Source organism: Streptomyces sp. NRRL F-5755 (genome assembly GCF_001279365.1).
Classification (GTDB): domain Bacteria; phylum Actinomycetota; class Actinomycetes; order Streptomycetales; family Streptomycetaceae; genus Streptomyces; species Streptomyces rimosus.
The window spans coordinates 12,165-35,016 of sequence record NZ_LGCW01000272.1; the positions used below are offsets into that span (position 1 = coordinate 12,165).

The 22,852-nt window shown below is 71.9% G+C and carries 21 protein-coding genes; 3 read left to right on the forward strand and 18 right to left on the reverse strand.

Features of this window, described 5'->3' with window-relative positions; translation table 11 throughout:
* Window positions 1–67 precede the first annotated feature (67 nt).
* Genes ADK86_RS25405 through ADK86_RS25415 form a run of 3 tightly spaced genes read right to left on the reverse strand, consistent with a single transcriptional unit; the run spans window position 68 to window position 2,975 of the window.
* Window positions 68–712: a LutC/YkgG family protein gene (locus ADK86_RS25405; protein ID WP_053698663.1), complete on the reverse strand. Its 645-nt coding sequence runs from the start codon at window positions 710–712 to the stop codon at window positions 68–70.
* Window positions 709–2,184, reverse strand: a complete 1,476-nt coding sequence (locus ADK86_RS25410) for a lactate utilization protein B (protein WP_053698664.1) — start codon at window positions 2,182–2,184, stop codon at window positions 709–711. The genes ADK86_RS25405 and ADK86_RS25410 overlap by 4 nt, the downstream gene beginning before the upstream one ends.
* Window positions 2,181–2,975 (reverse strand): (Fe-S)-binding protein, encoded by a 795-nt coding sequence (locus ADK86_RS25415; protein WP_053698665.1) that lies wholly within the window; start codon window positions 2,973–2,975, stop codon window positions 2,181–2,183. The genes ADK86_RS25410 and ADK86_RS25415 overlap by 4 nt, the downstream gene beginning before the upstream one ends.
* A gap of 122 nt (window positions 2,976–3,097) precedes the next feature.
* Here ADK86_RS25415 and ADK86_RS25420 point away from each other — a divergent pair, with 122 nt between their 5' ends.
* Window positions 3,098–4,414 carry an MFS transporter gene (locus ADK86_RS25420; RefSeq protein WP_420718884.1) on the forward strand — a complete coding sequence of 439 codons (1,317 nt, stop codon included), beginning with the start codon at window positions 3,098–3,100 and terminating at the stop codon, window positions 4,412–4,414.
* A gap of 73 nt (window positions 4,415–4,487) precedes the next feature.
* On the opposite strand, the gene ADK86_RS25425 is transcribed toward ADK86_RS25420, so the two are convergent.
* From ADK86_RS25425 to ADK86_RS25440, 4 genes are all read right to left on the reverse strand, one after another.
* Window positions 4,488–5,531, reverse strand: a complete 1,044-nt coding sequence (locus ADK86_RS25425; protein ID WP_078952266.1) for a methyltransferase — start codon at window positions 5,529–5,531, stop codon at window positions 4,488–4,490.
* 180 nt (window positions 5,532–5,711) lie between these two features.
* Window positions 5,712–6,185 (reverse strand): hypothetical protein, encoded by a 474-nt coding sequence (locus tag ADK86_RS25430; protein WP_159393953.1) that lies wholly within the window; start codon window positions 6,183–6,185, stop codon window positions 5,712–5,714.
* 16 nt (window positions 6,186–6,201) lie between these two features.
* Window positions 6,202–7,626 carry a DUF1996 domain-containing protein gene (locus tag ADK86_RS25435; protein ID WP_053698667.1) on the reverse strand — a complete coding sequence of 475 codons (1,425 nt, stop codon included), beginning with the start codon at window positions 7,624–7,626 and terminating at the stop codon, window positions 6,202–6,204.
* Between the two features lie 163 nt (window positions 7,627–7,789).
* Window positions 7,790–8,467, reverse strand: a complete 678-nt coding sequence (locus ADK86_RS25440; protein WP_053698668.1) for a DUF4142 domain-containing protein — start codon at window positions 8,465–8,467, stop codon at window positions 7,790–7,792.
* A gap of 343 nt (window positions 8,468–8,810) precedes the next feature.
* On the opposite strand from ADK86_RS25440, the gene ADK86_RS25445 reads away from it, so the two are divergent.
* The gene (locus ADK86_RS25445) at window positions 8,811–9,497 is read left to right on the forward strand and encodes a hypothetical protein (RefSeq protein ID WP_053698669.1); all 687 of its coding nucleotides are present in this window, start codon (window positions 8,811–8,813) and stop codon (window positions 9,495–9,497) included.
* A 188-nt stretch (window positions 9,498–9,685) separates the two neighbouring features.
* Here the strand turns inward: ADK86_RS25445 and ADK86_RS25450 are convergent, their stop codons facing one another.
* From ADK86_RS25450 to ADK86_RS45445, 6 genes are all read right to left on the reverse strand, one after another.
* Window positions 9,686–10,828, reverse strand: a complete 1,143-nt coding sequence (locus ADK86_RS25450; protein ID WP_053698670.1) for an NAD(P)-binding domain-containing protein — start codon at window positions 10,826–10,828, stop codon at window positions 9,686–9,688.
* An 81-nt stretch (window positions 10,829–10,909) separates the two neighbouring features.
* On the reverse strand, window positions 10,910–12,115 hold the full coding sequence (locus ADK86_RS25455; protein WP_053698671.1) for an LLM class flavin-dependent oxidoreductase: 1,206 nt from the start codon (window positions 12,113–12,115) through the stop codon (window positions 10,910–10,912).
* A 5-nt stretch (window positions 12,116–12,120) separates the two neighbouring features.
* Window positions 12,121–13,194: an ABC transporter substrate-binding protein gene (locus ADK86_RS25460; RefSeq protein WP_053698672.1), complete on the reverse strand. Its 1,074-nt coding sequence runs from the start codon at window positions 13,192–13,194 to the stop codon at window positions 12,121–12,123.
* Window positions 13,195–13,427: 233 nt separating this feature from the next.
* Window positions 13,428–14,270, reverse strand: coding sequence for an ABC transporter ATP-binding protein (locus tag ADK86_RS25465; RefSeq protein WP_420718883.1), 843 nt, complete (start codon window positions 14,268–14,270; stop codon window positions 13,428–13,430).
* On the reverse strand, window positions 14,243–15,094 hold the full coding sequence (locus tag ADK86_RS25470) for an ABC transporter permease (protein WP_199834467.1): 852 nt from the start codon (window positions 15,092–15,094) through the stop codon (window positions 14,243–14,245). Before ADK86_RS25470 ends, ADK86_RS25465 begins: the two co-directional genes overlap by 28 nt.
* 213 nt (window positions 15,095–15,307) lie before the next feature.
* Window positions 15,308–15,397, reverse strand: coding sequence for a putative leader peptide (locus tag ADK86_RS45445; RefSeq protein ID WP_324611416.1), 90 nt, complete (start codon window positions 15,395–15,397; stop codon window positions 15,308–15,310).
* A 124-nt stretch (window positions 15,398–15,521) separates the two neighbouring features.
* Here ADK86_RS45445 and ADK86_RS25475 point away from each other — a divergent pair, with 124 nt between their 5' ends.
* Window positions 15,522–15,944 carry a secondary thiamine-phosphate synthase enzyme YjbQ gene (locus ADK86_RS25475; RefSeq protein WP_053698673.1) on the forward strand — a complete coding sequence of 141 codons (423 nt, stop codon included), beginning with the start codon at window positions 15,522–15,524 and terminating at the stop codon, window positions 15,942–15,944.
* A gap of 25 nt (window positions 15,945–15,969) precedes the next feature.
* Here ADK86_RS25475 and ADK86_RS25480 read toward each other — a convergent pair whose 3' ends face one another.
* From ADK86_RS25480 to ADK86_RS25500, 5 genes are all read right to left on the reverse strand, one after another.
* Window positions 15,970–16,374 carry a hypothetical protein gene (locus ADK86_RS25480; protein WP_053698674.1) on the reverse strand — a complete coding sequence of 135 codons (405 nt, stop codon included), beginning with the start codon at window positions 16,372–16,374 and terminating at the stop codon, window positions 15,970–15,972.
* Window positions 16,375–16,395: 21 nt separating this feature from the next.
* Complete coding sequence (locus tag ADK86_RS25485; RefSeq protein ID WP_053698675.1) at window positions 16,396–17,262, reverse strand: FHA domain-containing protein; 867 nt, start codon at window positions 17,260–17,262, stop codon at window positions 16,396–16,398.
* 121 nt (window positions 17,263–17,383) lie between these two features.
* Window positions 17,384–18,055: a response regulator transcription factor gene (locus ADK86_RS25490; RefSeq protein ID WP_053698676.1), complete on the reverse strand. Its 672-nt coding sequence runs from the start codon at window positions 18,053–18,055 to the stop codon at window positions 17,384–17,386.
* Window positions 18,052–20,334 carry a GAF domain-containing sensor histidine kinase gene (locus ADK86_RS25495; RefSeq protein ID WP_159393954.1) on the reverse strand — a complete coding sequence of 761 codons (2,283 nt, stop codon included), beginning with the start codon at window positions 20,332–20,334 and terminating at the stop codon, window positions 18,052–18,054. Before ADK86_RS25495 ends, ADK86_RS25490 begins: the two co-directional genes overlap by 4 nt.
* Window positions 20,335–20,516: 182 nt before the next feature.
* Window positions 20,517–22,763: an FUSC family protein gene (locus tag ADK86_RS25500; RefSeq protein ID WP_078952267.1), complete on the reverse strand. Its 2,247-nt coding sequence runs from the start codon at window positions 22,761–22,763 to the stop codon at window positions 20,517–20,519.
* Window positions 22,764–22,852: the final 89 nt, after the last annotated feature.

Sequence of the window (22,852 nt, forward strand, 5' to 3'; positions counted from 1 at the left end):
AAGCGTCAGGGTCGAACGGTGAGGGGCGCAACACAAGACGCCCTTCACGCCACTTCCCGCGCCCGCCTCACTCCGAGAGCAGCACGACCTCCAGCTTCCGCGGTCCGTGCACCCCTTCCACCCGGTCCAGCTCGATGTCACTGGTCGCCGACGGACCCGAGATCCACGTCAACGGCCGTGCCGGGTCCAGCCGTTCGAGCGCCTGCGGGACCGAGTCGACGACCTGGTCCGGGACCCGGACGACGCAGATGTGGTGATCGGGGACGAGCGAGATCCGGCGGCGCCCCTGGTCGGGCGAGCCGTCCAGGACGATCGTGCCGGTCTCCGCGATGGCCACCGCGCAGCCGGTGACGACGCTGTCCACCGCGTCGAGTTCGCGGGCGGTGCTCGCTGTCCGGTCGTGGATGCGGGTGGAGTCGGCGGCGGCCGTCCACGACGGGTCCAGCCCCGGCGGCACGAGTACGGAGCGCGCGCCGTGCTCGTCCAGCAGGCGCGCGATCAGCGCCGCCAGGCCGTTCGTGTCGCTGTGATGCACCAGCGCCCGGTACTCCGCCAGATTCTCCGCCAGCAGCGCCACCCGCTCCTCATCCGTACGGGAGCCGTGGGCGCGCAGGTAGTCGCGCGGCACCGGCGCGTCCTCCGGCCCCTCGCCGCGCGGTACGTCCGCCAGCGCCCGGCGCACCCGCGCCAGCACCACATCCCGGCTGCTCACTTGCCCTGCTCCTCTCCACGCGTACGCCGCCACCAGTCGCGGAACGACTCGGCCGGCACCGGCGGCAGGTCCCGGGTGTCCGACCAGGCGTGCCCGGGGCCCGGCAGCCGGCGCGGATGCAGCCGCCGGGTGCGGCCCGCCAGCCGCTGGCCCGCCCGCAGCACCCCCGGATGAGCGAAGGCGAACCCCGCCGCACGCATCGCCGCCCGCTCGGCGGCGTGCCCCTTGGCCGGCTTCAGGACGGTCTTCACCCCGCGCCGCGTCACCTTGCCGCCCTGCACCACCCGCTCCCGCAGATGCACCAGCACCTCCGGGATGTCGATGGCCACCGGGCACACCTCGTAGCAGGCGCCGCACAGCGACGACGCGTACGGCAGCGAGGCGTCCAGCTCGCTCGCCGTACCGCGCAGCTGCGGCGTGAGGATCGCGCCGATCGGGCCCGGGTACGCCGAGCCGTACGCGTGCCCGCCGGCCCGCTCGTACACCGGGCAGACGTTCAGGCAGGCCGAGCAGCGGATGCAGCGCAGCGCCTGGCGGCCCACCGTGTCGGCGAGGGTGTCGGTGCGGCCGTTGTCCAGCAGCACGAGATGGAAGGCGCGCGGGCCGTCGCCGTCCGCCGTCCCGGTCCACATCGAGGTGTACGGGTTCATCCGCTCGGCGGTCGAGGAGCGGGGCAGCAGCTGGAGGAAGATCTCCAGGTCCTGCCAGGTGGGCACCACCTTCTCGATGCCGACGACGGAGATCAGCGTCTCCGGCAGGGTCAGGCACATCCGGCCGTTGCCCTCGGACTCCACGACGACGAGCGTGCCGGTCTCCGCCACCATGAAGTTGGCGCCCGAGATGCCGACCTTGGCGTTCAGGAACTTCTCGCGCAGATGCAGCCGCGCCGCCTCCGCCAGTTCGCCCGGCGCGTCGGACAGCCCCTCGGGCGCCGCGCGGCCCCAGCTGCCCATCCGCTCACGGAAGATGTCGCGGATCTCGCCGCGGTTGCGGTGGATCGCGGGCACCAGAATGTGCGACGGCAGATCGTCGCCGAGCTGCACGATCAGCTCCGCGAGGTCCGTCTCGTACGCGCTGATGCCGGCCTCGGCCAGCGCCCGGTTCAGCCCGGTCTCCTGCGTCGCCATCGACTTGACCTTGACGACCTCGCGCTCGCCGGTCTCCCGCACCAGCCGGGCGACGATGGCGTTGGCCTCGGCGGCGTCCGCCGCCCAGTGCACCTGCCCGCCGGCCGCCGTCACCGCCTCCTCCAGCTGTTCCAGGTAGTGGTCGAGATGGCGCAGCGTACGGTCCTTGACGGCGGCGCCCGCGGCCCGCAGCCGCGCCCAGTCGTCCAGCTCGGCGACCGCCTTGGCCCGCTTGTCGCGGATGGTGTGGGTGGCGTACCGCAGGTTCGCGCGCAGTCGGCCGTCCTGCGTGGAGGACGCGGCGGCCGTGGGGAACGCGGGCATGCCGAGATAGGTGCCGCTCATCGCGGGCTCCCTTCCGTGGCAGCGGTCCGGACGGGCTGCCGGGCGCCGGGTTCGGTGGCGGCCAGGATCTCCGCGATGTGCACGGGCCGGGCCGCCGCGCCCTCCCGCCTGAGCATGCCGCCGATGTGCAGCAGACAGGAGTTGTCGACCGTGCAGACCGCCTCGGCGCCCGTCTCCCGGACGGCGCGCACCTTGTCGGCGCCCATCGCGGCCGACACCGCCGGATTCTTCACCGCGAAGGTGCCGCCGAAGCCGCAGCACTCCTCGGCGCCCGGCAGTTCCCGCAGCTCCAGGCCCTTGACGTGCTCCAGCAGCCGCCGCGGCCGGTCGCCCAGACGCAGCATCCGCAGACCGTGGCAGGTCGGGTGGTAGGTGACGGTGTGCGGGTAGTACGCGCCCACGTCCGTCACCTTCAGCACGTCGACCAGGAACTCGGTCAGCTCGTACGTCTTCGGTACGGCGCGCGCCGCGGCCTCGGCCAGGTCCCGCCCGCCGCGCCCCTCGGCCGCGGCCCGCTCCGCGATCCGCGGATAGTTGTCGCGCACCATCGCCGCGCAGGAACCGGACGGGGTGACCACGTAGTCGTAATCCCGGAAGGCCCGCTCGTAGCGGCGCACCAGCGGCTCCGTCAGATGCCGGTAGCCGGTGTTGAACTGCGGCTGGCCGCAGCAGCTCTGCTCCTCGGGGAATCCCACCTCGACACCGAGGCGTTCCAGCAGCGTGATCACTGCCCGGCCGGTGTCCGGGTGGAGCGTGTCGTTGATGCAGGTGACGAACAGTGCTACACGCACGTTGCCATCTCCTTTCGGCTGCCGTTACCGCTGGCGGCGGGCCGTCCCACCGGTACATGATCACCTGTCGGCTCATCCTGCCCCAGTGGCGGGCCGAGGAGAAGGACCCGGAGCGGAGGACCATGACACGTGCGGAGCAGGCCCCGGACATAACGCGAGCGCAAGGACCCGACGGCGCGCCGCGGCAGGTGTCGCAGCTGCGGCAGCTGGCCGCGGCGTCGGTCGGCAATGCGGTGGAGTGGTACGACTGGTACGCGTACTCCTTCCTGGCCGTCTACATCGCCGACCGGGTCTTCCCCAAGGGCACCGGCAACTCCCTGGTGCCGCTGCTGTCCACCTTCGCGGTCTTCGCGGTGGGCTTCTTCATGCGCCCGATCGGCGGACTGCTGATGGGCGCGGTCGCCGACCGCCGGGGCCGCCGCGCCGCGCTGACCGTGACGATCCTCCTGATGGGCGGCGGCAGCCTGCTCGTCGCCGTCGTCCCCACCTACGCGGCCACCGGCGTACTGGCGCCGGTCGTGCTCGTCGTCGCCCGGCTCGTCCAGGGGCTCTCGGTCGGCGGCGAGTTCGCCGCCTCCACCACCTTCCTCGTCGAATCGGCGGGCCCGGGGCGGCGCGGACTGTTCTCCAGCTTCCAGTACGTCTCCACCACCGCCGGCCAGCTGCTGGCGTCCGGCACCGCGGCCCTGCTCGCGGGCGTCCTCACCGAGGACCAGATGGGGCAGTGGGGCTGGCGCGTGGTGTTCCTGATCGGCGCCGTGCTCAGCCTGATCGGCCTGTGGGTACGCAGCGGGGCGCGCGAGACGCGCAGCGCGCAGCAGCGCGCCGCCGCCCGCCCCGGCCTCTTCGAGGCGCTGCGCCGCCACCCCCGGCAGTCCCTGCTGATCTGCGGCATCACCGCGGGCGGCACCCTCGCCTACTACACCTGGACCACCTACCTGCCCACCTACGCGCAGGTCAACGCCGGGTTCGACAAGAGCCAGGCGCTCACCGCCGGCACCCTGTCGCTGCTCTTCTTCACCCTGCTCCAGCCGCTCGGCGGCATGCTCTCGGACCGGATCGGCCGCAAGCCGCTGCTGCTCGGCTTCGCGCTGGGCTTCGCGGTGCTCGCCGTACCGCTGCTGCACCTGGTGACCGACGCGTTCTGGTCGCTGCTGCTGGTGCAGTGCGCGGGCATGGTGCTGCTGACCGGCTACACGGCGGTGGCCGCGGCCGTGAACGCCGAGGTCTTCCCGGCCCGCGTACGGGCCGCCGGCATCGGCTTCCCGTACTCCCTGACCGTGGCGCTCTTCGGCGGCACCGCGCCCTACGTGGGCACCTGGTTCAAGCAGGCCGGGCACCCGGACCTGTTCCCCTGGTACGTGTCCGCGCTCTGCCTGGTCTCCTTCGTCGTCTATCTGACCCTGCCGGAGACCGCCAAGCAGAAGCTGGAGACCTGAGGCACGGGTGCGCGCGGGCCGTCCGCGGTCCGCGCGCACCGGGACGGCCCGCATCCGGATCACGGTCCGGGCGTCACCTGCGGGCGACGACGGCCGCGTTGGCGCCGGGCGCCTCGAACGGCACCTTGCGCACCTCGGAGAACCCGGCGTCCCGCAGCCAGGAGCTGTACTCCGCCGCCGTGTAGTTGCGGCCGCCCTCGGTCTCCACCAGCATGTTCAGGCTCATCAGGGCGGCCGGCGCGGGCCCGGTCAGATCGTCGTCCACCATCAGCTCGCTGATCACCAGGGTGCCGCCGGGCGGCAGTGCCGCGCAGCACTTGTCGAGCAGCGTGCGGTTGGTGTCCTCGTCCCAGTCGTGCAGGATCATCGACAGCACGATCACGTCGTGGCCGCCGGGCAGCGCGGGCTCGGCGAGGAAGTCGCCGGGATGGGTGCCGATCCGGTCCGCGAGCCCGGCGTCGGCGATGTTGCGGTCCGCGACCGGACACACCTTCGGCAAGTCGTAGACCGTCGCCTTCAGGCCCGGATGCTGCCGGCACAGCTCGATGGCGTACGCGCCGGAGCCGCCGCCCACGTCCAGCAGCCGCGTCCCGGCGGTCAGGTCCACCACCTCGCCGAGCCGCTGCGCGGTCCACGACGACACCGCGTGCATCGCCTCCCAGAACACCGACAGCAGGCCCGGGTCCTCGGTGTCGAACAGGTGCAGTTGCTTGTCGGGGTCCCAGGTCGTGGGCCGGTTGGTGCGCACCGCCTCGCCGAGCCGGCCCCAGCCCGGGTACAGCCGCTGGTCCAGCATCCGCAGCCAGCCGCTGAAGTGGTACGGGCGCCCCGGCACCAGATAGGCGTCGGCCAGCGCCGAGTTGACGAAGCGGCCGTCCCCGCGGCGTTCCAGCAGGTCCAGCGCCGCGCAGCCGGTCAGCAGCATCCCCGCCGGCCGGGTGCCGATCTCCAGCTCTTCGGCGCACTCCTCGATCGTGCCGCCGCCCAGCCGGTCGAGCATGCCGAACAGGCCCAGCTCGTCGGCGGTGGCCAGCGTCTTGAACGCCCAGAACCCGGTGGCTAACTGCATCAGCGGAAGCGGGGACGCGGTCGGCGCGACGGGGTGCGGGGATGCCATGGGATGCCTCCAGGAATCGTTGTGGGGGTGCTGCGGGGGACGTGCGGGGGACCGCACGGGGGTTCACGGACGCGAACATACGTCCGCGTCCGTGATCACTACCACCGCCGGGAGGCCGTCACACACGGAAAACGGGCACCGTGGTGCCCGTTTCCGGCCGTGTCGGGGGGTTCGCCCACGTCAGGGGGCGTGATCGTGCCGGGAGGAACGGCCATGTCCGCCGCCCGTTTCCACGGCGCCGCCCAACTCGGCCCGGAGCGGGGCCAGCGCGCTCCGGGACGGGCCGGTGACCGACCAGCGGGTGCCGACGAGATACGTCCCCCCGTACGCCTGCGCCTCGGTGAGCCAGGCGCGCTTCTTGGCGTCGCTGCTGAAGGTGAGCATGCGGAAGGTGCCGGCGCCGGTGGTGCAGCCGCCCTCGCGCAGCTCCTGGGCGTCGACGATGACTTCGGCGCGGCAGCCGAGGGCGGCGGCGATCCGCGCCAGGGAGACCGGCGGGCCGGACGCGCCGGGGGAGGGGGCGGTGTGCGCGGGGTGCGGGGAGCCCTGGGCGGCGGGCGCCGGACCGCCGTTCGCATAACCGGTCACCACGATCGCGCAGGACAGGACGCCTGCCGCGCCAAGAAGCAGCACCGGGCCGGAGGGAGACCTCATGCCGGAATTCCCCCTTTCACCGGCAGTCGCGGCCGGAATTGATGCAGTCCACGGCCGTGCGCATCAGCCGCTGCGGCATCACGTTGATGAAGTCCCCGTGATCCGTCACCGGGTTGTGCAGCTGGTCGGGGAAACTGTCCACGGCGTACCGCGCGTTCGGCGGGACGGCGTAGGTCAGCCGCTGCACCAGCCGGGGAATGGCCCGGAATCCGTTGCGGCACTGCCCGTTCCCGTCCGGGAACACGACATGCGTCCGGTGATTGGCACTGTCGATGTTGCGCCCGTCCCAGCAGCTGGGGAACGCCAGCGACCGTACGACATTGCTGCCCCGAGGACAGAGCGGATACTTGTTCTTCAGCTGCCGGTCCTCGAAACCGGTACAGCTCCACGAGGCGTTCGCGTTGGCCGGGCCGTTCGTCAGCGCTTTCGCGTCACCGGTGAGGTTCCGCAGGAACGGGGGCATGGCCGTGACCTTGTCCGCGCCGTTCCCGTCGAATTCCAGCGACACTTTCGCCGGGCGGAGGATGGTGCCGACATTGCCGTCCTGCCCGCCGCCGGGTGCGTCGGCGTCCCGTTCCCGCCCGTTGTCCCGTAGCCGCAGCACCGGCCAGTAATACGTGGACCGGTCCCCGTTGCCGCAGGTCGTACCGGCCCCGGCCAGTTCCCGGTCGGAGGAGAACGCGTTCGTCGCCAGATTGCCGACATAGTCGTGCATATGGTGGGCACCGTTGCTGACTCCCGGCGCCACGATCAGGTTGTCCGGGTTGTTGTGCCGGTTCTCGTTGCGCCCGCATTCCGAGCGGAACGAACCGGAGGCGGCGCCGCCTCCCCCTTGGTCATTGCCGCGCGTATTCGGCCGTACGGTTCTGATGTCGACGAAGTCGTCGCGGAACGGGCCGTTGCCCGCACTGTTCCCGCTCTGGGCGTCCCGGAGCGCGTTCCGCGCGGTGGCGGAATTCCCCGTCGTCGTGCGGCACGCGCTCAGCCGGTCGAGCGCGTCCGGCTGCTCACCGGCCCGGCGCAGCGCGTCCGTGATCCGCCCGATGGTGGCCTTACGGTCTTCCTCCAGGCCGCGCAGCACTTCGCCCTGTGTGCCGGGATCGGCCGACCACCGCCGGAACGCCTGGGCGACCTGGGCGTCCAACTGCCCCAGGTTGCGGTTCACTTCGGGCGCGGCGGCGGGCGGAAGGCTGCGCAGTTGCTGCCCCACGTCCGGGCAGCTGATCGTCCGCCCGGCCGCCGTGCCGGCGCTGCCGCCCGCCGGGGCGTCCGCGCTGTCGGCCCCGGGCCCGCCGGGCCCCGCCAGCGCCTGGGCGGCGATGACCGCCGTACCGCCGCACGCGGCCAGCGCCGTGAGGATCAGCGCGCCGCTCCGCTTGGAAAGGCGCGTCCTCTTGTGCGGACGCGCCGTCCGCGCCGTTATCCGTTTCTGCCGTTTCATGTCATCACTTCGCTTCTGATCGCGGGGTGGTCCTGCGGCCGTGCCTCTTCGCGGCGATGCGGTCTCGCGGTCATACGTACGCCGGGCGCGGTCGTTTCACGGGAACCGGTATTCGATGGCTTGCCGCTGGTCGGCAGTGCCATGGGCAGGGATATACGCAGGGCTACCTGGGCGGCTGCCCATCGGCGAGCGCTTCGAAGTCGACCAGTCCGGTCTGTTCCAGCGCCGTTATGTGATCGAGCACGACGGAATTGGCGCGGGTGGCCAAATCCCGGATCATGGAATTCCGGGTGCTCGCCCGCACCTGCGCGACAAGGGAGAACACCTTGCCGTGCGCCCGGCGGGCCAGATTCGCGAACAACCGCTCATAGGCGTCCCCTTCGGCCGCGTCGAGCTGGGCGAGCCAGCCCTGCTGCTCGGGAGTCGGCTGTCCGGGGAGCGTGATGTTCAGGGCGCGGGCCGTGTCGGCGGCACGCTGATTGAGATCGGTGTGCCCCTCCAGCAAATGCCGGCCCGCGTGCTTGACGGCCTGCCGCGTACCGCGTTGCAGTGCTTGCCGGCCGGCGGGCAGTTCCCACAGTCCGGCCTGCCGTACCTTTCTGACGAATTCCCGGTCGAGCGGTGACAAGGGGCCCGACGGCGTGTTCCACACCCCGAGCCCGTCGTCCTGTGCGGCCGGCGCGGAACTCCCCGCCGCGCTGCCACTGCTCGCGAACAACTGCACCGGCAGCAGGATGGCCACGGCCGTCAGGGAAAGCCCGGCGACGACCAGGCCCGTACCCACCGAGAACCGCGACCGTACACCGCCGATCACCGAACGCCGCCGTCCGACGTTGCGCACAGCGCCCTCCTTCCCCAGGGATGGAAAACGGACGCTAATGCCGGGCCGGGGCGCCTTCGCATTGTTGGCACCAAAGCGACAAAGAACTGCCGTGGCCGTGGGTGGTTGCTAGGGTGCGGGGCCGCGGTGAGCGGTGCGGGGGCGCTTCGCGCGCCTTTTACGCTCTCCTGGGGTGTCCACCGAAGCCGACACACCGGGCGGTACCCGGGGGCATCGGGCGAACGGGTGATTAGCGGGCGCGCCCGTCACCACCGGGGCCGGGGCGTCAATACCTGTAGCAAACACAGCAACGCTGCCGGTCTGCCGCGGCCGACCGGCAGCCGTACGCGAAGGAGACGCCTCCATGTCCGCACCGCGCCGCCTGTTGACCACGGCCTGTGTGACCGCGCTCGCCCTCACCGGGCCCCTGGGCGTCGGGTTCGCGCTGGCCGCAGCCCCGGACGGCCCGCGCCCCGTGCCCGCACCCCAGGAGGAACTGTTCCGGCTGGGCAAGGGCACCGGGACCTTCTGCCTGACGCCCGGCGCCTCCCGCGCCCTGGCCAAGGCACACGTACGGCTCAACGCCGTCCGTCCGGCTCGGCTGACCGGCACCCATGAGCGGCGGTGCGTCACCACGCCGATCACCGGCGGCGCGTTCAACCGCGCCCTCACCCGGGGTGAGATGCACTTCGACGGCGGCTTCGAATTCACCCGCGGCGGCCGCTACCTGCGGGTCAACCACTTGAAGGCCGACCTCGCCACGGGCCGGGTCTCCGGCGACGTCCGGGGCGCCCGCCCGGCCAGGACGGCGTTCCTGGCGTTCAAACTGGACCGGAAGCAGGCCCGGCTCGCCTCCGGAAAGATCAACTCCGGCCGTATCGCCTTCACCCTGACCGACCAGGGCGCCGCATCCTTCAAGAGCGCCTTCGGCACCACACCGGTCAAGGCCGGCGAGCAGCTCTTCGAAGGCACCGGTTCGGCGGAGCTGCGCACACCGCAGCCGTCGCACACCCAGCGCCCGGCTCAGCAGACGCTTGACGTGTCGCAGTGATCGGGGGCGGGGGCGGGGGCATCGGCGGCGGCTGACCGGCGACCACCGCTGACCGGCGGGCCCGCCTCCGACCGGCGCGGGCCCGCCTCCGTACGCCTGTACTGGGACGCGTGACCGTACACTGCGCCGGGACGCGACACGGTACGCCTGCGTCGGGACGCGTCACCGTACGTCTGCGCCGGGACGCGTCACCGCGAAACCGGCTGGAACGCCTCCGCAGCCCCCGCCTCCACCCCCGCGTCCTCCCTACCGACTTCCTTCGCGGCCTCTCCCAGCAACCGCCGAACATCCCGCACAGCCGCACGTCCCGCGCGGTTGGCGCCAATGGTGCTGGCGGAGGGGCCGTAGCCGACGAGATGGACGCGGGGGTCCCGTACCGCGCGGGTGCCCTCCATCCGGATGCCGCCGCCGGGCTCGCGCAGCTTGAGCGGGGCCAGGTGATCGACGGCGGCGCGGAAGCCGGTGGCGTACAGGATCGTGTCCGCCTCGACGGTACGGCCGTCGGCCCAGACCGCGCCGGTTCCGGTGAGCCGGTCGAACAACGGCAGCCGCTCCAGCACACCGCGTTCGCGCGCCCGCCGCATCGCCTCCGTCATCGGCAACCCGGTGACCGACACCACACTCTGCGGCGGCAGTCCCCGCCGCACCCGCTCCTCGACCCGGGCGACGGCCGCGCGCCCCTGCTGCTCGTCGAACGGGCCCTCGCGGAAGACCGGCGGGCGGCGGGTCACCCAGGTCGTGGCGGCGGCGACCTCCGCGATCTCCAGCAACTGCTGGACGGCCGATGTGCCACCGCCCACGACGATCACGCGCTGCCCCGCGAAGTCCTGCGGACCCCGGTACTGCGAGCTGTGCAGCTGCCGCCCCCGGAAGTCGCCCTGCCCGGGGAAGCGCGGCCAGAAGGGACGGTCCCAGGTGCCGGTCGCGTTGATCAGGGCGCGGGTGGCGTACGTACCCTCCGAGGACTCGACCAGCAGGCGCCCGTCCGCGCCGTCGCGCACCGCCCGGACGTCCACGGGGCGGTGCACCCGGAGCCCGAAGGTCCGCTCGTACGTGTCGAAGTACGCGCCGATCACCTCGGCGGACGGGCGGTCCGGGTCGGCGCCGGTCAGCTCCATGCCGGGCAGCGCGTGCATGCCGTGGACCTTGCCGTACGTCAGGGTGGGCCAGCGGAACTGCCACGCGCCGCCCGGCCGCGGCGCGTGGTCCAGCACGACGAAGTCCCGGTCCGGCTCGTACCCCACCCGCCGCAGGTGGAAGGCGGCGGCCAGGCCCGCCTGCCCGGCACCGACCACCACGACCTCGGCTTCCCGCACCCCGGTGTAGTTCATGCTTCTACCAACCAGGGGGCGGGCCGGAATCTTCCGCCTTCCCTCTCCCTGCCCCTCCCGTCCTCCCACACCTCCCGTCCCTCAGCGACCGCCGGCCACCAGCAGCGGCGCTCCGCCCGGTGCGGAGGCCGGACGGCCGTCGAGGGCCGGGACCCCGCCCAGCGGTTCGGGCCCGGCCGGCAGCAGCCCGCGCGCAGCCAGCTCGGGCCGTACGCCTTCCCCGAACCAGTACGCCTCCTCCAGATGCGGATAGCCCGACAGCACGAAGTGCTCGATGCCGAGCGCGTGGTACTCCTCGATGCGGTCGGCCACCTCCGCATGGCTGCCGACCAGCGCCGTTCCCGCACCGCCGCGTACGAGACCGACCCCGGCCCAGAGGTTCGGCGCGATCTCCAGCTTGTCGCGTGAGCCGCCGTGCAGCGCGAGCATCCGCTGCTGGCCCACCGACTCGCTCCGGCCCAGCGCCTGCTGCGCGGCGGCCACGGTGTCCGGGTCCAGGTCGTCCAGCAGCCGGTTCGCCGTGGCCCACGCCTCCTTCGCCGAGTCGCGCGAGAGGGTGTGCAGCCGGATGCCGAAGCGGACCGTACGGCCCTCCCGGGCGGCCAGCCCCGCGATCCAGTCGATCTTCTGCTTCACCTGCTCGGGCGGCTCGCCCCACGTGAGGTACACGTCCACGTTGCGGGCGGCGACCGGCCCAGCCGCCGCCGACGAGCCACCGAAGAAGATCTCCGGCAGCGGGTCCGGCGGCAGCGCGGTCAGCCCGCCCTCCACCTGGTAGTGCTCCCCGTGGAAGTCGAACGGCGCGCCACCCCACACACCCCGTACGACCTGCAAGAACTCATCCGTACGGGCATAGCGCCGGTCATGGTCCAGCCCGTCGCCGAACCGCCGCTGCTCGGTGGAGTCGCCGCCGGTCACCACGTTCAGCAGCAGCCGGCCACCGGAGATCCGCTGGTACGTCGCGGCCATCTGCGCGGCCAGCACCGGCGAGATCACCCCCGGCCGGAAGGCGACCAGGAACTTCAGCCGGTCGGTGACCTGGGTCAGCGCCGCCGTCGTCAGCCAGGCGTCCTCGCACCAGGTGCCCGTCGGCGTGAGGACCGCCTCGAAGCCCAGCCGCTCGGCCGCCTTGGCGATCTGCGCCAGATAGTCGATGTCGGGCGCCCGCACCCCGCTGACCGGGGTGATCCGCTCACGCCGTACACTGCCGTCGGTGTACGCGTGCCGGTCGACGAGCGTGCGCCCGTCGCCGCCGGTCGGCAGGAACCAATGAAGATGCACGGTCACGGTGTTCAGCCGGCCTTTCCTGGAGAGCTGTTCGTGTAGGTACGCGGCGCCGTGCTCGAAGGCGGCAGGCCGCCGTTGAACCGGGTGTCGACGAAGGACGAGAAGTCAAAGCGGCCGGGGATCAGCTTCAGTTCGGCGAAGGTGTCGGCGATCCGCTGCTCGGAGGCGACGGCCGGCCGGTCCAGGGCGACGGTCACCGCCGTACCCCGCGTCCGTTTGGCCGCGGCCAGCGCCACGTCCCGCGGCAGCCCGGTCTCCTTGGCCCACACCTTCGCCCAGGCGTCCGGGTGCCGGTGCACCCAGTCCTGCGCCCGGCGCAGCCGGTCCACGTAGTCCTTGAGCGCGGCCGACTTCTTCTCGTCGCCCAGCGCGGCGGGCGCGGCGACCTGGAAGCTGAGCCCGTTGACGACGCCCTCCCCGGTGGTCAGCACCCGCGCGTCACTCTGGTCGAGGGCCTGCGAGGTGTACGGGTCCCACACGGCCCAGGCGTCCACCCGGCCGCGGGTGAACGCGGCCAGCGCGTCGGCCGGCTCGAGGTAGTTGAGCGTCACGTCCTTCGGTGACAGCCCGGCCTTCCGCAGGGACGCGACGAGCTGGTAGTGCGCGGAACTGCCCTGCGCCACCGCGATCGACTTGCCCTTCAGCTCGGCGGGCCGTTTGATCGGCGAATCCTTCTTCACCAGGACCGCTTCCCCCGCGGACGAGCCGTGCGACGCCGCGACCACCTTGATCTTCGAGTTCGCCGCGGCGGCGAAGACCGGCGGCGTGTTGCCGACCCCGCCCACGTCCACCGCCCCGGCGTTGACCGCCTCCAGCAGCGGCGGCCCGGAGGTGAAGGTCGACCACTGGATGCGGTACGGCAGGTCGTCCAGCTCCCCGGCCGCCCGCAGCACCGACTCCGAACCCCCTTTCTGGTCACCGACGTTCAGCGTCACCGAGCCCTTTCCGTCGGTGCCGCCGCGGGTGCCGCCATGCCCCCCGTCGGCTCGGGAGGTTCCGCCGCAGGCGGTGAGCAGGAGGAGGGGAAGGACGAGGAGGGAGAGCAGGGGAGAGGGGCGGGGTGGGGGTGTTGCTTGCATGGGGTGGTCCGTTTCCTGTGGGGGATGGATACGAGAGCGGGTGAGAGGCCGTGAGAGCGGGCCTCACGTATGGCGGCGGGAGCGGCAGCGACCAGCGGTGGCGGTATCGGCAGTGGCAGTGACCGGGGTGGTGGTATCGGCAGTGGCAGTGACTGCGGTGGTGGTATCGGCAGTGGCAGTGACCGGGGTGGCGGGAGCGGCCGCGGCGGAGGTATCGGCAGCGGCAACCGCCCTCAGGCGACAACCACCCCCGCCGCACCCACTTCCACCTCTTTCTCTTCGTCGGCGTCCTCCTCGTCCGCCTCCACCCCCTCCACCCCCAAGCGGTCCAGCAGTTGCGCGCGCAGCGCGGCGAACAGCGGGTCGTCGACGGTGCGGGGGCGCGGCAGGCGGACCTCCTCCTCGTACGCGATCACACCGTCCTCCATCACCAGCACCCGATCGGCCAGCAACAGGGCCTCCTCCACGTCATGCGTGACGAGCAGCACCGCGCAGCCGCGCTCCCGCCACAGCTCGGCCACCAGCCGCTGCGCCTTGATGCGCGTCAGCGCGTCCAGCGCGCCGAACGGCTCGTCCAGCAACAGCAGATCGGGTTCGCGTACGAGCGCGCGGGCCAGCGAAGCGCGCTGAGCCTCACCGCCGGACACCGTCTTGGGCCAAGCGTCCGCCCGATGCCTCAGCCCCACTTCTTCCAACGCCGCTTCAGCCACGCCGCGTTCGGGCGTTCCCGGCAGCCCGAGCAGCACATTCCGCCACACCCGCTTCCACGGCATCAGCCGGGGAGCCTGAAAGGCGACGGCCTTCCGGTCCGGTACGAGCACCTGCCCCTCGATCTCCCGGTCCAGCCCGGCGAGCACCCGCAACAGCGTGGACTTGCCGCACCCACTCCGCCCCAGCAGCGCCACGAACTCACCGGGCGCCACATCCAACCGCAGCCCATCGATGACGGCCCGCCCACCGAAAGCCCGCCGCAGCCCCCGAACCCGTACAGCAGCACCTCCGTCGGCTACTTCGCCCACCCCGAACCGCCCCTCTTTCCCCGCCTCTTCTACTGTCCGGTGAACGTCGGTCGCCATTGCAGCAGCAGCCTTTCCAGAGTGCGGACGATGAAGTCGGCGATCAGCCCGAGGACCGCGTACACCACGAGGCACACCACGATCACATCGGTACGGAAGAACTCCCGGGCCTGATTCATCAGGAACCCGAGCCCGTCATCGGCATTCACCTGCTCACCGAAAACGAGCGCGAGCCAGGCGGTGGCGAGCGAATAGCGAAGCCCCGTCATGGCACCCGGCAGCGCACCGGGCAGTACGACGTGCCGGATCAGCCCCCAGCGCCCGAGGCCCAGCGAGGTACCGGCCTCCACCAGTTGCGCATCCACACCACGAATCCCGGCGTACACATTCACGTACAGGTGAAAGGCCACCCCCAGCGCGATCAACGCGACCTTCGGCGCCTCACCGATCCCCAGCCAAATAATGAACAGCGGAACAACGCCCACCCACGGCACGGACCGCAGCATCTGCACCACGGGATCGACAAGATCCTCCCCAAGCCGCGACAGCCCGGACACGAGCGCGAGCGCCACCCCGGCGACCACCCCCGCCGCCAGCCCGACGGCGACCCGTTGCAGCGACACGAGCATCGCCGACGACAATGTCCCGTCGGACACCAGCGTCCATGCCGTACGGGCGATGGTCCCCGGCGAGGCGAGGATGTCCTCCGGCAGCGCCCCGCTCGCGCTCAGCACCTGCCACAGCACGAGCAATGACACGGGCACCACGGTGCGCCGAATCCACCGGGGCACGGACCGCCGCCGGCCCGACAGGGGAACGACGGGAACGAGATCGGGCCGCCTCGTACGCGACGGCGGCGAGTCGGGTGGGACATGCACAGGCACGGCCTGATCAACAGTCACGGAAGCTCCAGATCAGAAGACGCACGCCCCCTTCCGCCGTACGCCAGTCCTGGGCAACCCAGCGGGGGGAAAGAGGAACGTGCCGAGAACACGCCGTACATTCGGCGCGGGAACCAACCAAAAGAAGGGCAACGCGAAAGGTGTGCGCGGATCACTTCTGAACGCGCCCCAAAGACGTCAGCGGAGCAAAAGCCCTCAGCCCCGGCGCCCGCGCCGACACGCGGCGGACGCCACCCGCAGCAGGTCGATGTGACCGCGCGTGGTGAGCCGGGCTGACGTAGACATGTCGCTGAACGTAGCGGCGCACCCGAAGTCGGGTCAAACATCATCTCACCTGCTGGACCTTTATTGCGGCGACATTGCCCCACCGCTGCCCCGATCCCCACCCCACCCGTATGAAAATGAACCCATGAGCAACGCATTCAAGACCCGGACCCTGGACCTCACCACCGGCACCAAGGAAGCAGTCGCCGACATCACCGACGACTGCGCCGCCTTCCTCCGCGACGTCGCGAACGGCGCCGACGGCCTCCTGAATGTCTTCGTCCCCCATGCAACTGCCGGCATCGCCATCATCGAAACCGGCGCCGGCAGCGACGACGACCTCCTCACCGCCCTCGCCGACCTCCTCCCCGCCGACAACCGCTGGCGCCACCAACACGGCTCCCCCGGCCACGGCCGCGACCACGTCCTCCCCGCCTTCGTCCCACCCCACGCGACACTTCCTGTCGTCGAAGGGCGGCTGGCGCTGGGGACGTGGCAGTCGGTGTGTTTCGTGGATACGAACCGGGACAATCCGAGCCGTCAGGTCAGGCTGTCGTTTCTCGGCTGACACCGCCCCGTACCGTGAGCCGATGTCACGGCCCCGCGCCACCGATGGACGCGAGGATCCGGTGAATGGGATCGCCGAGCGTGCCCAGCCACGTGGCGAGGGCCGACAGAGGAGTGATCAGGCTGTTTCCCGCGGCCGCCAGGGCGCCCGCCGAGGCCAGGTGCTGGGTTATCCGGGTCAGACGCCCGGCCACCGAGCTGCGGTCGGCCGACGGGCCGGCGAGTTCGTCGCGAATGGCGGTCAGCTCTTCGTGAATGGTCCGGGCGGTCGTGCGTGGCAGGGGGACGTCGGCCAGAGCCGCTTCCAGGTGGTGCAGTGGGACGGCCGCGCTGCTACCGGGAGAGCCCGCCGTCTGCCCTCCGACGACGGTCTGGCCGCCGGTCACGTTGTTGATGATGGAGCCTTGCTGGTGGCGTATGCGGAAACCCATGGTGGGTCCTTCGGTCGAGGTTCACGGGGACCAGATGGGAGGCGGCGAGAGCGGCTGGTTGAGCGCGGATTCCACGGAGCGCCGACGGGAAGCCGCGACGATGTGCCGTACGAAGCCGACGAGCATGCAGATGATTCCCCCGGCGTTCAGCGCCATGGCGATCAGGATCAGGGGCATCCCGCCGATGGTGGGGCCGAACGGGGAGGGCAGGGAGCCGTCCCAGCACCGGGTGTCACCGCGGGCGATGCACTCCCAGTCGGCGGTGAACCCGGTGATGAACCGACGGAAGACCGCGAAACCCAGCGCCATTCCGGTCAGGAACGCGGCGAGGCCGATCGCGATGACCCACCGGGCCCGGGTGCGGGCGGCGGCGATCTCGCGGAGGAAACCGTCCCGGCGTTCGTGGATCTCCTGCACGTGGTGGTTGTACTGGTCCCGCAGCACGTTGTTGATGACCTTGCCCCATTGCCGGTCGCTGTTGAAGTGGGCTTCGGAGGCCGGGACCGGCGGCCCGGCGGGCGGGTCCGGTGTGGGGCGAGGCGGCACTGCGGTCGTGGTCCCGAAGGGCGCGTGGAAGACGGCCTCCACCGACCCGAACCGGATCACGTCTCCGTCCCGCAGCCGGTGGTACGTACCGTCGATGCGGACCGAGTTCAGCCAGGTGCCGTTGGTCGACCCCTTGTCTTTGAGCGAGGTCGCGCCATCGGAGCGGCGCAGTACCGCGTGGACGTTGCTGACCTGGGGATCGTCCAGTCGCAGATCACACTCGGGGGCACGGCCCACGGTCAGATGCCTGTTCCGGAAGGCGTGGACCGTTCTGGGAACCGACGCCGTCCCGGTGAAGATCAGGCGGGGGCAGGAGTCGGGCTGTGTGACGGGGTGCGGCATCGACGGCTCCTCACATGACGGGTGCCGCGGTTGTCGTCCACCACGCTGCATGCCCGGCGTCCCGGGCCGCATGAGGCATTGTCCCGGACAGCCGGGACGGTCCTGCCGGGACGTGGCCGGTTCAAGGGCCCGGGCCGGTGGGCGGGACGCCTCCCAGGCCGGCTTCGCGGGCCAGTTGCGCGGCATGCGAGCGGTCGTGCGCCGGCAGCTTGGCGAGGACGGCCGAGACGTGGTTGCGTACGGTCTTCTCGTGCAGGCCCAACCGCTGGGCGATGACGTGGTTGGAGCAGCGTTCGCCCAGCAGGGAGAGCACTTGGCGCTCGCGGCCCGTCAGTTGGGGGAACGCGTGGGCCCACCCGTACTCCGGCCGCAGCCGGGACCGGACCCGGTCGGCCAGCCGAGGGTCGAAGACCAGCGCGCCGTGCGCCACGGCCCGCACGGCGTCGAGGATCACATGCGGCTCGGCGTGCTTGGACAGGAATCCGTGCGCGCCGGCCGCCATCGCCGCCTCGAACTGCCGGTCGTCGTCGTACCCCGTCAGGATCAGCACCGCCACCGGCGGGTGCTGCCCGCGCAGCATCCGGGTGGTCTCGATTCCGTCGCAGTCCGGCATCCTGACGTCCAGTACGGCCACATCGGGGTGGAGTTCCGCGGCGCGCCGCACTGCCTCCCGCCCGGTCCGGACCGCGGCGGCCACCAGCATGTCCTGCGCGGTCGCGCATTGGGCCAGCAGCCCTCCGAGGAAGACCGGGTGGTCGTCGGCGAGGAGTACGGAGAGCGGCGTGGGGTTCATGGCGACGAGAGGGCGCCGGGCGCGGGCCGGCCGGCCGACGGGCAGGGCAGCAGGGCGTGTACGACGGTTCCGCCGCCGGGCAGCGGCCGGACCGAGCAGGTTCCGCCGAGTTCTTCGGCACGTTCCCGCATGGAGGGGAGTCCGGCTCCGGGGGCGCCGGGCGAAGCCCCTGGCGGATCGGGCACTCCGGTGCCGTCGTCCCGTACCTCGACGGACAACAGCGGTGATGGGCCATCGTGATGCCCTGCCCCATGGTGGGTGAGCCGGAGGCGCACGGTGCAGTGGGAGGCGTGGGCATGACGGACACAATTGGTGACGGCTTCGACGGCGATGTGATACGCCGCCACCTCGACACCGGCGGGCAGCTTGGCTTCCTTGGCGGGCCCGGCCACCTCCAGCCGAGGGCCGTCCGCGGCATGGGTCACGAGTTCCCGCGCCGCCGCCCGGACCGCGTCCGTGAGACCGAGCGCGTCCAGCGCCGGCGGGCGCAGGCCCTCCACCAGACGGCGCAGATCGACGGCCGCCTCGCGTATTCCGGCGGCGCTCTCCGCGAGCAGGCGCCGAGCGTCGGCGGGCGGCGCCGGGCTTGGTACGGGGTGACCGGCGTGCTCGCCGGGCGGGGGAGGAGGGGACGCGGGGAGGCCGTCGCCGAGGAGCACGAGCGCGGCATCGATCTTCATCGACAGCCCGATGAGCGTCGGGCTCAGCGTGTCGTGCAGGTCCCGGCGCAGCCGCCGGCGCTCGTGTTCGCGGGTGGCGACGGCGGCGGCTCGCGAGCGGCTCACGTCCTCGTACGACACCACCGCGTGCACCGCGGCGCCGAGTTGGCCGGCCACCTCGGACAGCAGCTCGTGATCGGCGGGGGACAGCGGTTCGTCCGCCTCCCGGGTGCAGACCGTCAGCCGGCCGACGGTACGGCCGTGGTGGCGCAGGGGCAGCCGGTAGGTCTCGCCGATCGGCGCCCCGAGGTTCTGCGTGGTCCGGAAGCCGTCGGGAGCGGTCGGATCGGCGATCTCGACGGCCACGTGCGGCAGCCGCAGCGCCTCGATGACGCCGGCCGCCACCTGGGGCAGCGCTTGCTGCGGCGAAGGGACGCGGGCCAGCGTGCGTCCGAGGGCGCGGAGTGCCCGGGCAGGGTCCTCCCGGCCGCCGAAGAGCCTGCGCGACGCGTGCCGGCGGATCCCCTCCCTGAGGGGCAGCGCGACCACAGCCACCGCCACTGCGGCGCTCGCCGCGACGAGGGTGTCCGAGGCGGCTGCCGCTGCCGCCGCCGCGGCGACCGCCAGATAACAGCCGTACAGGACGGCTGCCAAGGTGGCGTATTCGATACTCCGGCTGACGACCTGTTTGATGGCGTAGACGTCGTAGCGCAGGATCGCGACCGTGATGCCGATCAGGACGGGGAGTCCGGCCAGACCGAGCCAGAGCATGCTCGTAGGGCGCCGGCCGACGGCGATGTCGGGGACGAGCCAGAGGGCGAACAGGGCGAGTCCGGTCAGCAGTCCACCGCCCAGTACCCAGCGCAGCGGACGACGGCGGGCGGCCGTCGCGTGGCGGTAGAGCAGCAGCGACAGCCACCCGGCGGTGAGCCAGCAGGCCGCGATGATCACTTCCTGGCCGACGTGCACCAGCCCGACCGTCCGCATGCCGCCGGGGCCGAGCCACAGGAGAGCAGCGATCCATTCCGTGAGCAGCAGTAACGGTGTGGCGTACGCGGCGATGCGAAGCCGCCGGTGGCGACGGTCCGGCCAGCGGCCGCGCAGCAGGACCAGAGCGAGGTCCACCATCGCGCTCCAGGCGAGCGTCCCGCCGACCAGCGTCGCAACGTGGTACAGCCAGAACAGCAGGCTCCCGGTCGCGGCGTCGAGTGCGGTCAGCCCCACGACCGGTCCGGCGACCAGCCAGGCGAAGCTGGCGGTGAACGCGAGGAACAGGGGGCCCTGCGTGGGGGCGGTGGGACGGCGGGCGCGCAGCCAGGACGCCAGCAGGCCGAAGACGGCCAGGTAGAGCAGCGGGCCGGCGAGCAGGACGAGGGTCAGGCCCAGGTCCGGGCGGACCAGGAGCAGGTCCACCTCTATCGGTGCGCCGTCGCGCAACAGCCGGTAGCGCAGTACGGCGCCCTGGCCGATGAGCCGGGCCGGCACCGAGCCCACTCCGTCGGCCAGCGGATACCCGTTGATGGCGACGGCCACATCGCCGTCTTCGACCGGTCCCGCGTTGGGGAACCACTCGGCCACACCGAGCCCGGAGGATGGCCAGTCGCCGCGCGAGTAACGCACGTCCGTTCCGTCACACGGAGTGTCCATGCGGAGTGCGAGGGCCCAACAGGGCAGCGCGACGAAGGCCGCTCCCAACACCGAGGCGGGGCGGACCCGACCGGACAGCACCGTGACGCCGAACGCCCACACATCCTCATGGTGGAGCTACCCGTGCACCAGGGCAACCGACGTGCGGTCCCCGCTCACCACGGCGCGGTTCCCGACCCCGCCCGCGTCGCCTGCTGTTTCGAGCCGGGCCGCGCACCCCGCTGCCCCTTCTTCTCCGTCCGTCCCTCCACCGCCACCCCCAACGGCCTCGCCAACCCCGAAATCCCCTCATCCAACCGCTGCAAATGCCGCAGCACCCGATACGTCACCGTGCCGGGATTCGGTGCTCCCGAACCATCCGACTCCAGCAGAGAGATGATGGTCGCGCCGGAAGAAACCTTCGCGTCCGTCTTCTCGCCCCGTACATGCGCCGTGATGGTTTCGATGTTGTGGGCTATGCGGTGGCCCACGCGTTCCAGGCGGGGGTCGGCGGCGATGGTTTTGCTGTAGGGGAGGAGTTCGGCGGTGGCTGCCAGGGAGCGGGCGTGGTAGGCGCTGGTTTCGAGGAGGGCCACTACGTAGCGGACGGTTTGGCGGCGGACGCGTAGGGGGGTGATGGGGTGGGTCAGGGGGCGGGTGGAGGCGCGTAGGTCGTCGAGGGCGGTGTCGAGGTCGCGGGAGAGGCCGAGGAGGTCGGTGGCGGGGCCGCCGCTGAGCTGGTCGACGGAGGCGGCGACGACCTCGTCGAGTTTGGTCAGGACCGTGCCGAGGAGGTCGTCGGTGCGGCGGTCGGTGTGGACCGGCAGGACGAGGGCGGCGGCGATGATGCCGCAGGCGGCGCCGAGGGCGGTTTCCTCGATGCGCAGGATGAGGACGTCGAGGCTGTAGGTGTTCAGGAGGGTGTAGAGCAGGCCGAGCATCGCCGTGACGAAGAAGGACATCAGGGCGTAGGAGAGCGGCGCCGTGAAGAACATCGCGAAGACGAAGAGCAGGATCAGCGCGAACGCCGTCCAGGTGTGGTTGCCGACCAGGCCCGCGAGCGCGACACCGGCGACGACGCCGAGGACCGTACCGACCAGGCGGCGGTAGCCCTTGATGATGATCTCGCCGGTGGAGGCGGTGTTGAGGAAGACGACCCAGCAGGTCAGCACGGCCCAGTACCAGCGCTGGGCGGAGAGGAACTCGCCGCCGACGATGGCGAGCGTGGAGCCGACCGCGATCTGGAAGGCGGCCCGGGTGGTGGGCCGCCGCAGGCCGGTGCGGTCGTCCTCCTCGGGCTCCTCGGCGCCGGCCAGCGCGACGTCCTCGGCGTCGAACTCCTCGCGGGAGCGGGTCGTGGCGGGGGTGTCGTCGGATTCGTCCTGGGGGCCGTCCAGCGCGAGCCGCAGGCCCAGGACGGAGCGGGCGGCCTCGCCGATGCCGCGGAACACGTCCTGGACGGCGATGGAGGCGCGCGGCAGGTTGTCCTCGTCGCGGTAGCCGAGCAGGCGGTTGCGTACGTGGGCGACGGCCGTGCCGGAGTGGTCGGAGGCCCCACGGGAGACCAGCAGGTGCAGGGCGTTGAGGTCGCGGCGCAGGGTGACGGTCGCGGGGTCCTCGGCCGGCATCTCGTTCTTCGCCGCGGTGGGCAGCGGGGCCTGGGGCAGGTGCAGGGTGAGGGTGTCGGCGCGCTCGGCGGTGCGCGCGTTGAGCAGCAGGACGCCCAGCCGCTCGGTGGCGATCTCGGCGTCGGCGATACGGCGCTGGAGCAGTGAGGCGGTGGCCTGGTCGCGGGTGCCGTCCTCCAGGCGGCCCTGGATCATCAGGGCCGACTCGTGCAGCCGGGCGGTGTGCCGCCGCAGGTCGTCGAGGACCTTGTCCAGCTGGTCGGGGCGGGCATCGAGGAGTTCGATGTGGGTGGCGACCAGCTGGGCGACCCGGGCCCGGAAGGCGCCGCGCAGCCACCGCAGGATGCGCTGCGGCGTCTCCGGTACGACGGTGAAGCGGACGACGGCGCTGCACGCGAAGGCGATGACCAGGGTCAGGGCCAGGTGGGGCAGGGCGGACGCGGTGACGCCGACGAACAGGGAGACGAAGTAGGTCTGGAAGCCGATCAGGCCCAGCGCGGTGCCGCGGTCGCCGAACCGGCGGCAGTAGACGGCGCCGAAGATGAGGGCCACGAAGAAGGCGTCGCCCGCGATGACCTGGCTGTGCAGCAGCGCGCCGAGGGAGACCGCGGCGAGCGCCACGGGCAGGCCGAGCGCCAGGGTGACGGCCTGGCCGCGTACCTGCTTCTCCTTGATCGCGAAGGTGGCGACCATCGCCGTCATGGCGCCCGCGACCAGGTGGGTGACATCGGTACCGAGGATGGCGAGGACGACCAGGGTGAGCGCGATGGCCGCCACCGTCCGCAGTCCCGCCATCAGCCGCAGCAGTCCCGGGTCGGACGCCGCGAAGCGGTCCCACACACCGGTCAGGCCCCGTCGTATCACTGCCCCCACGCTTCCGACTC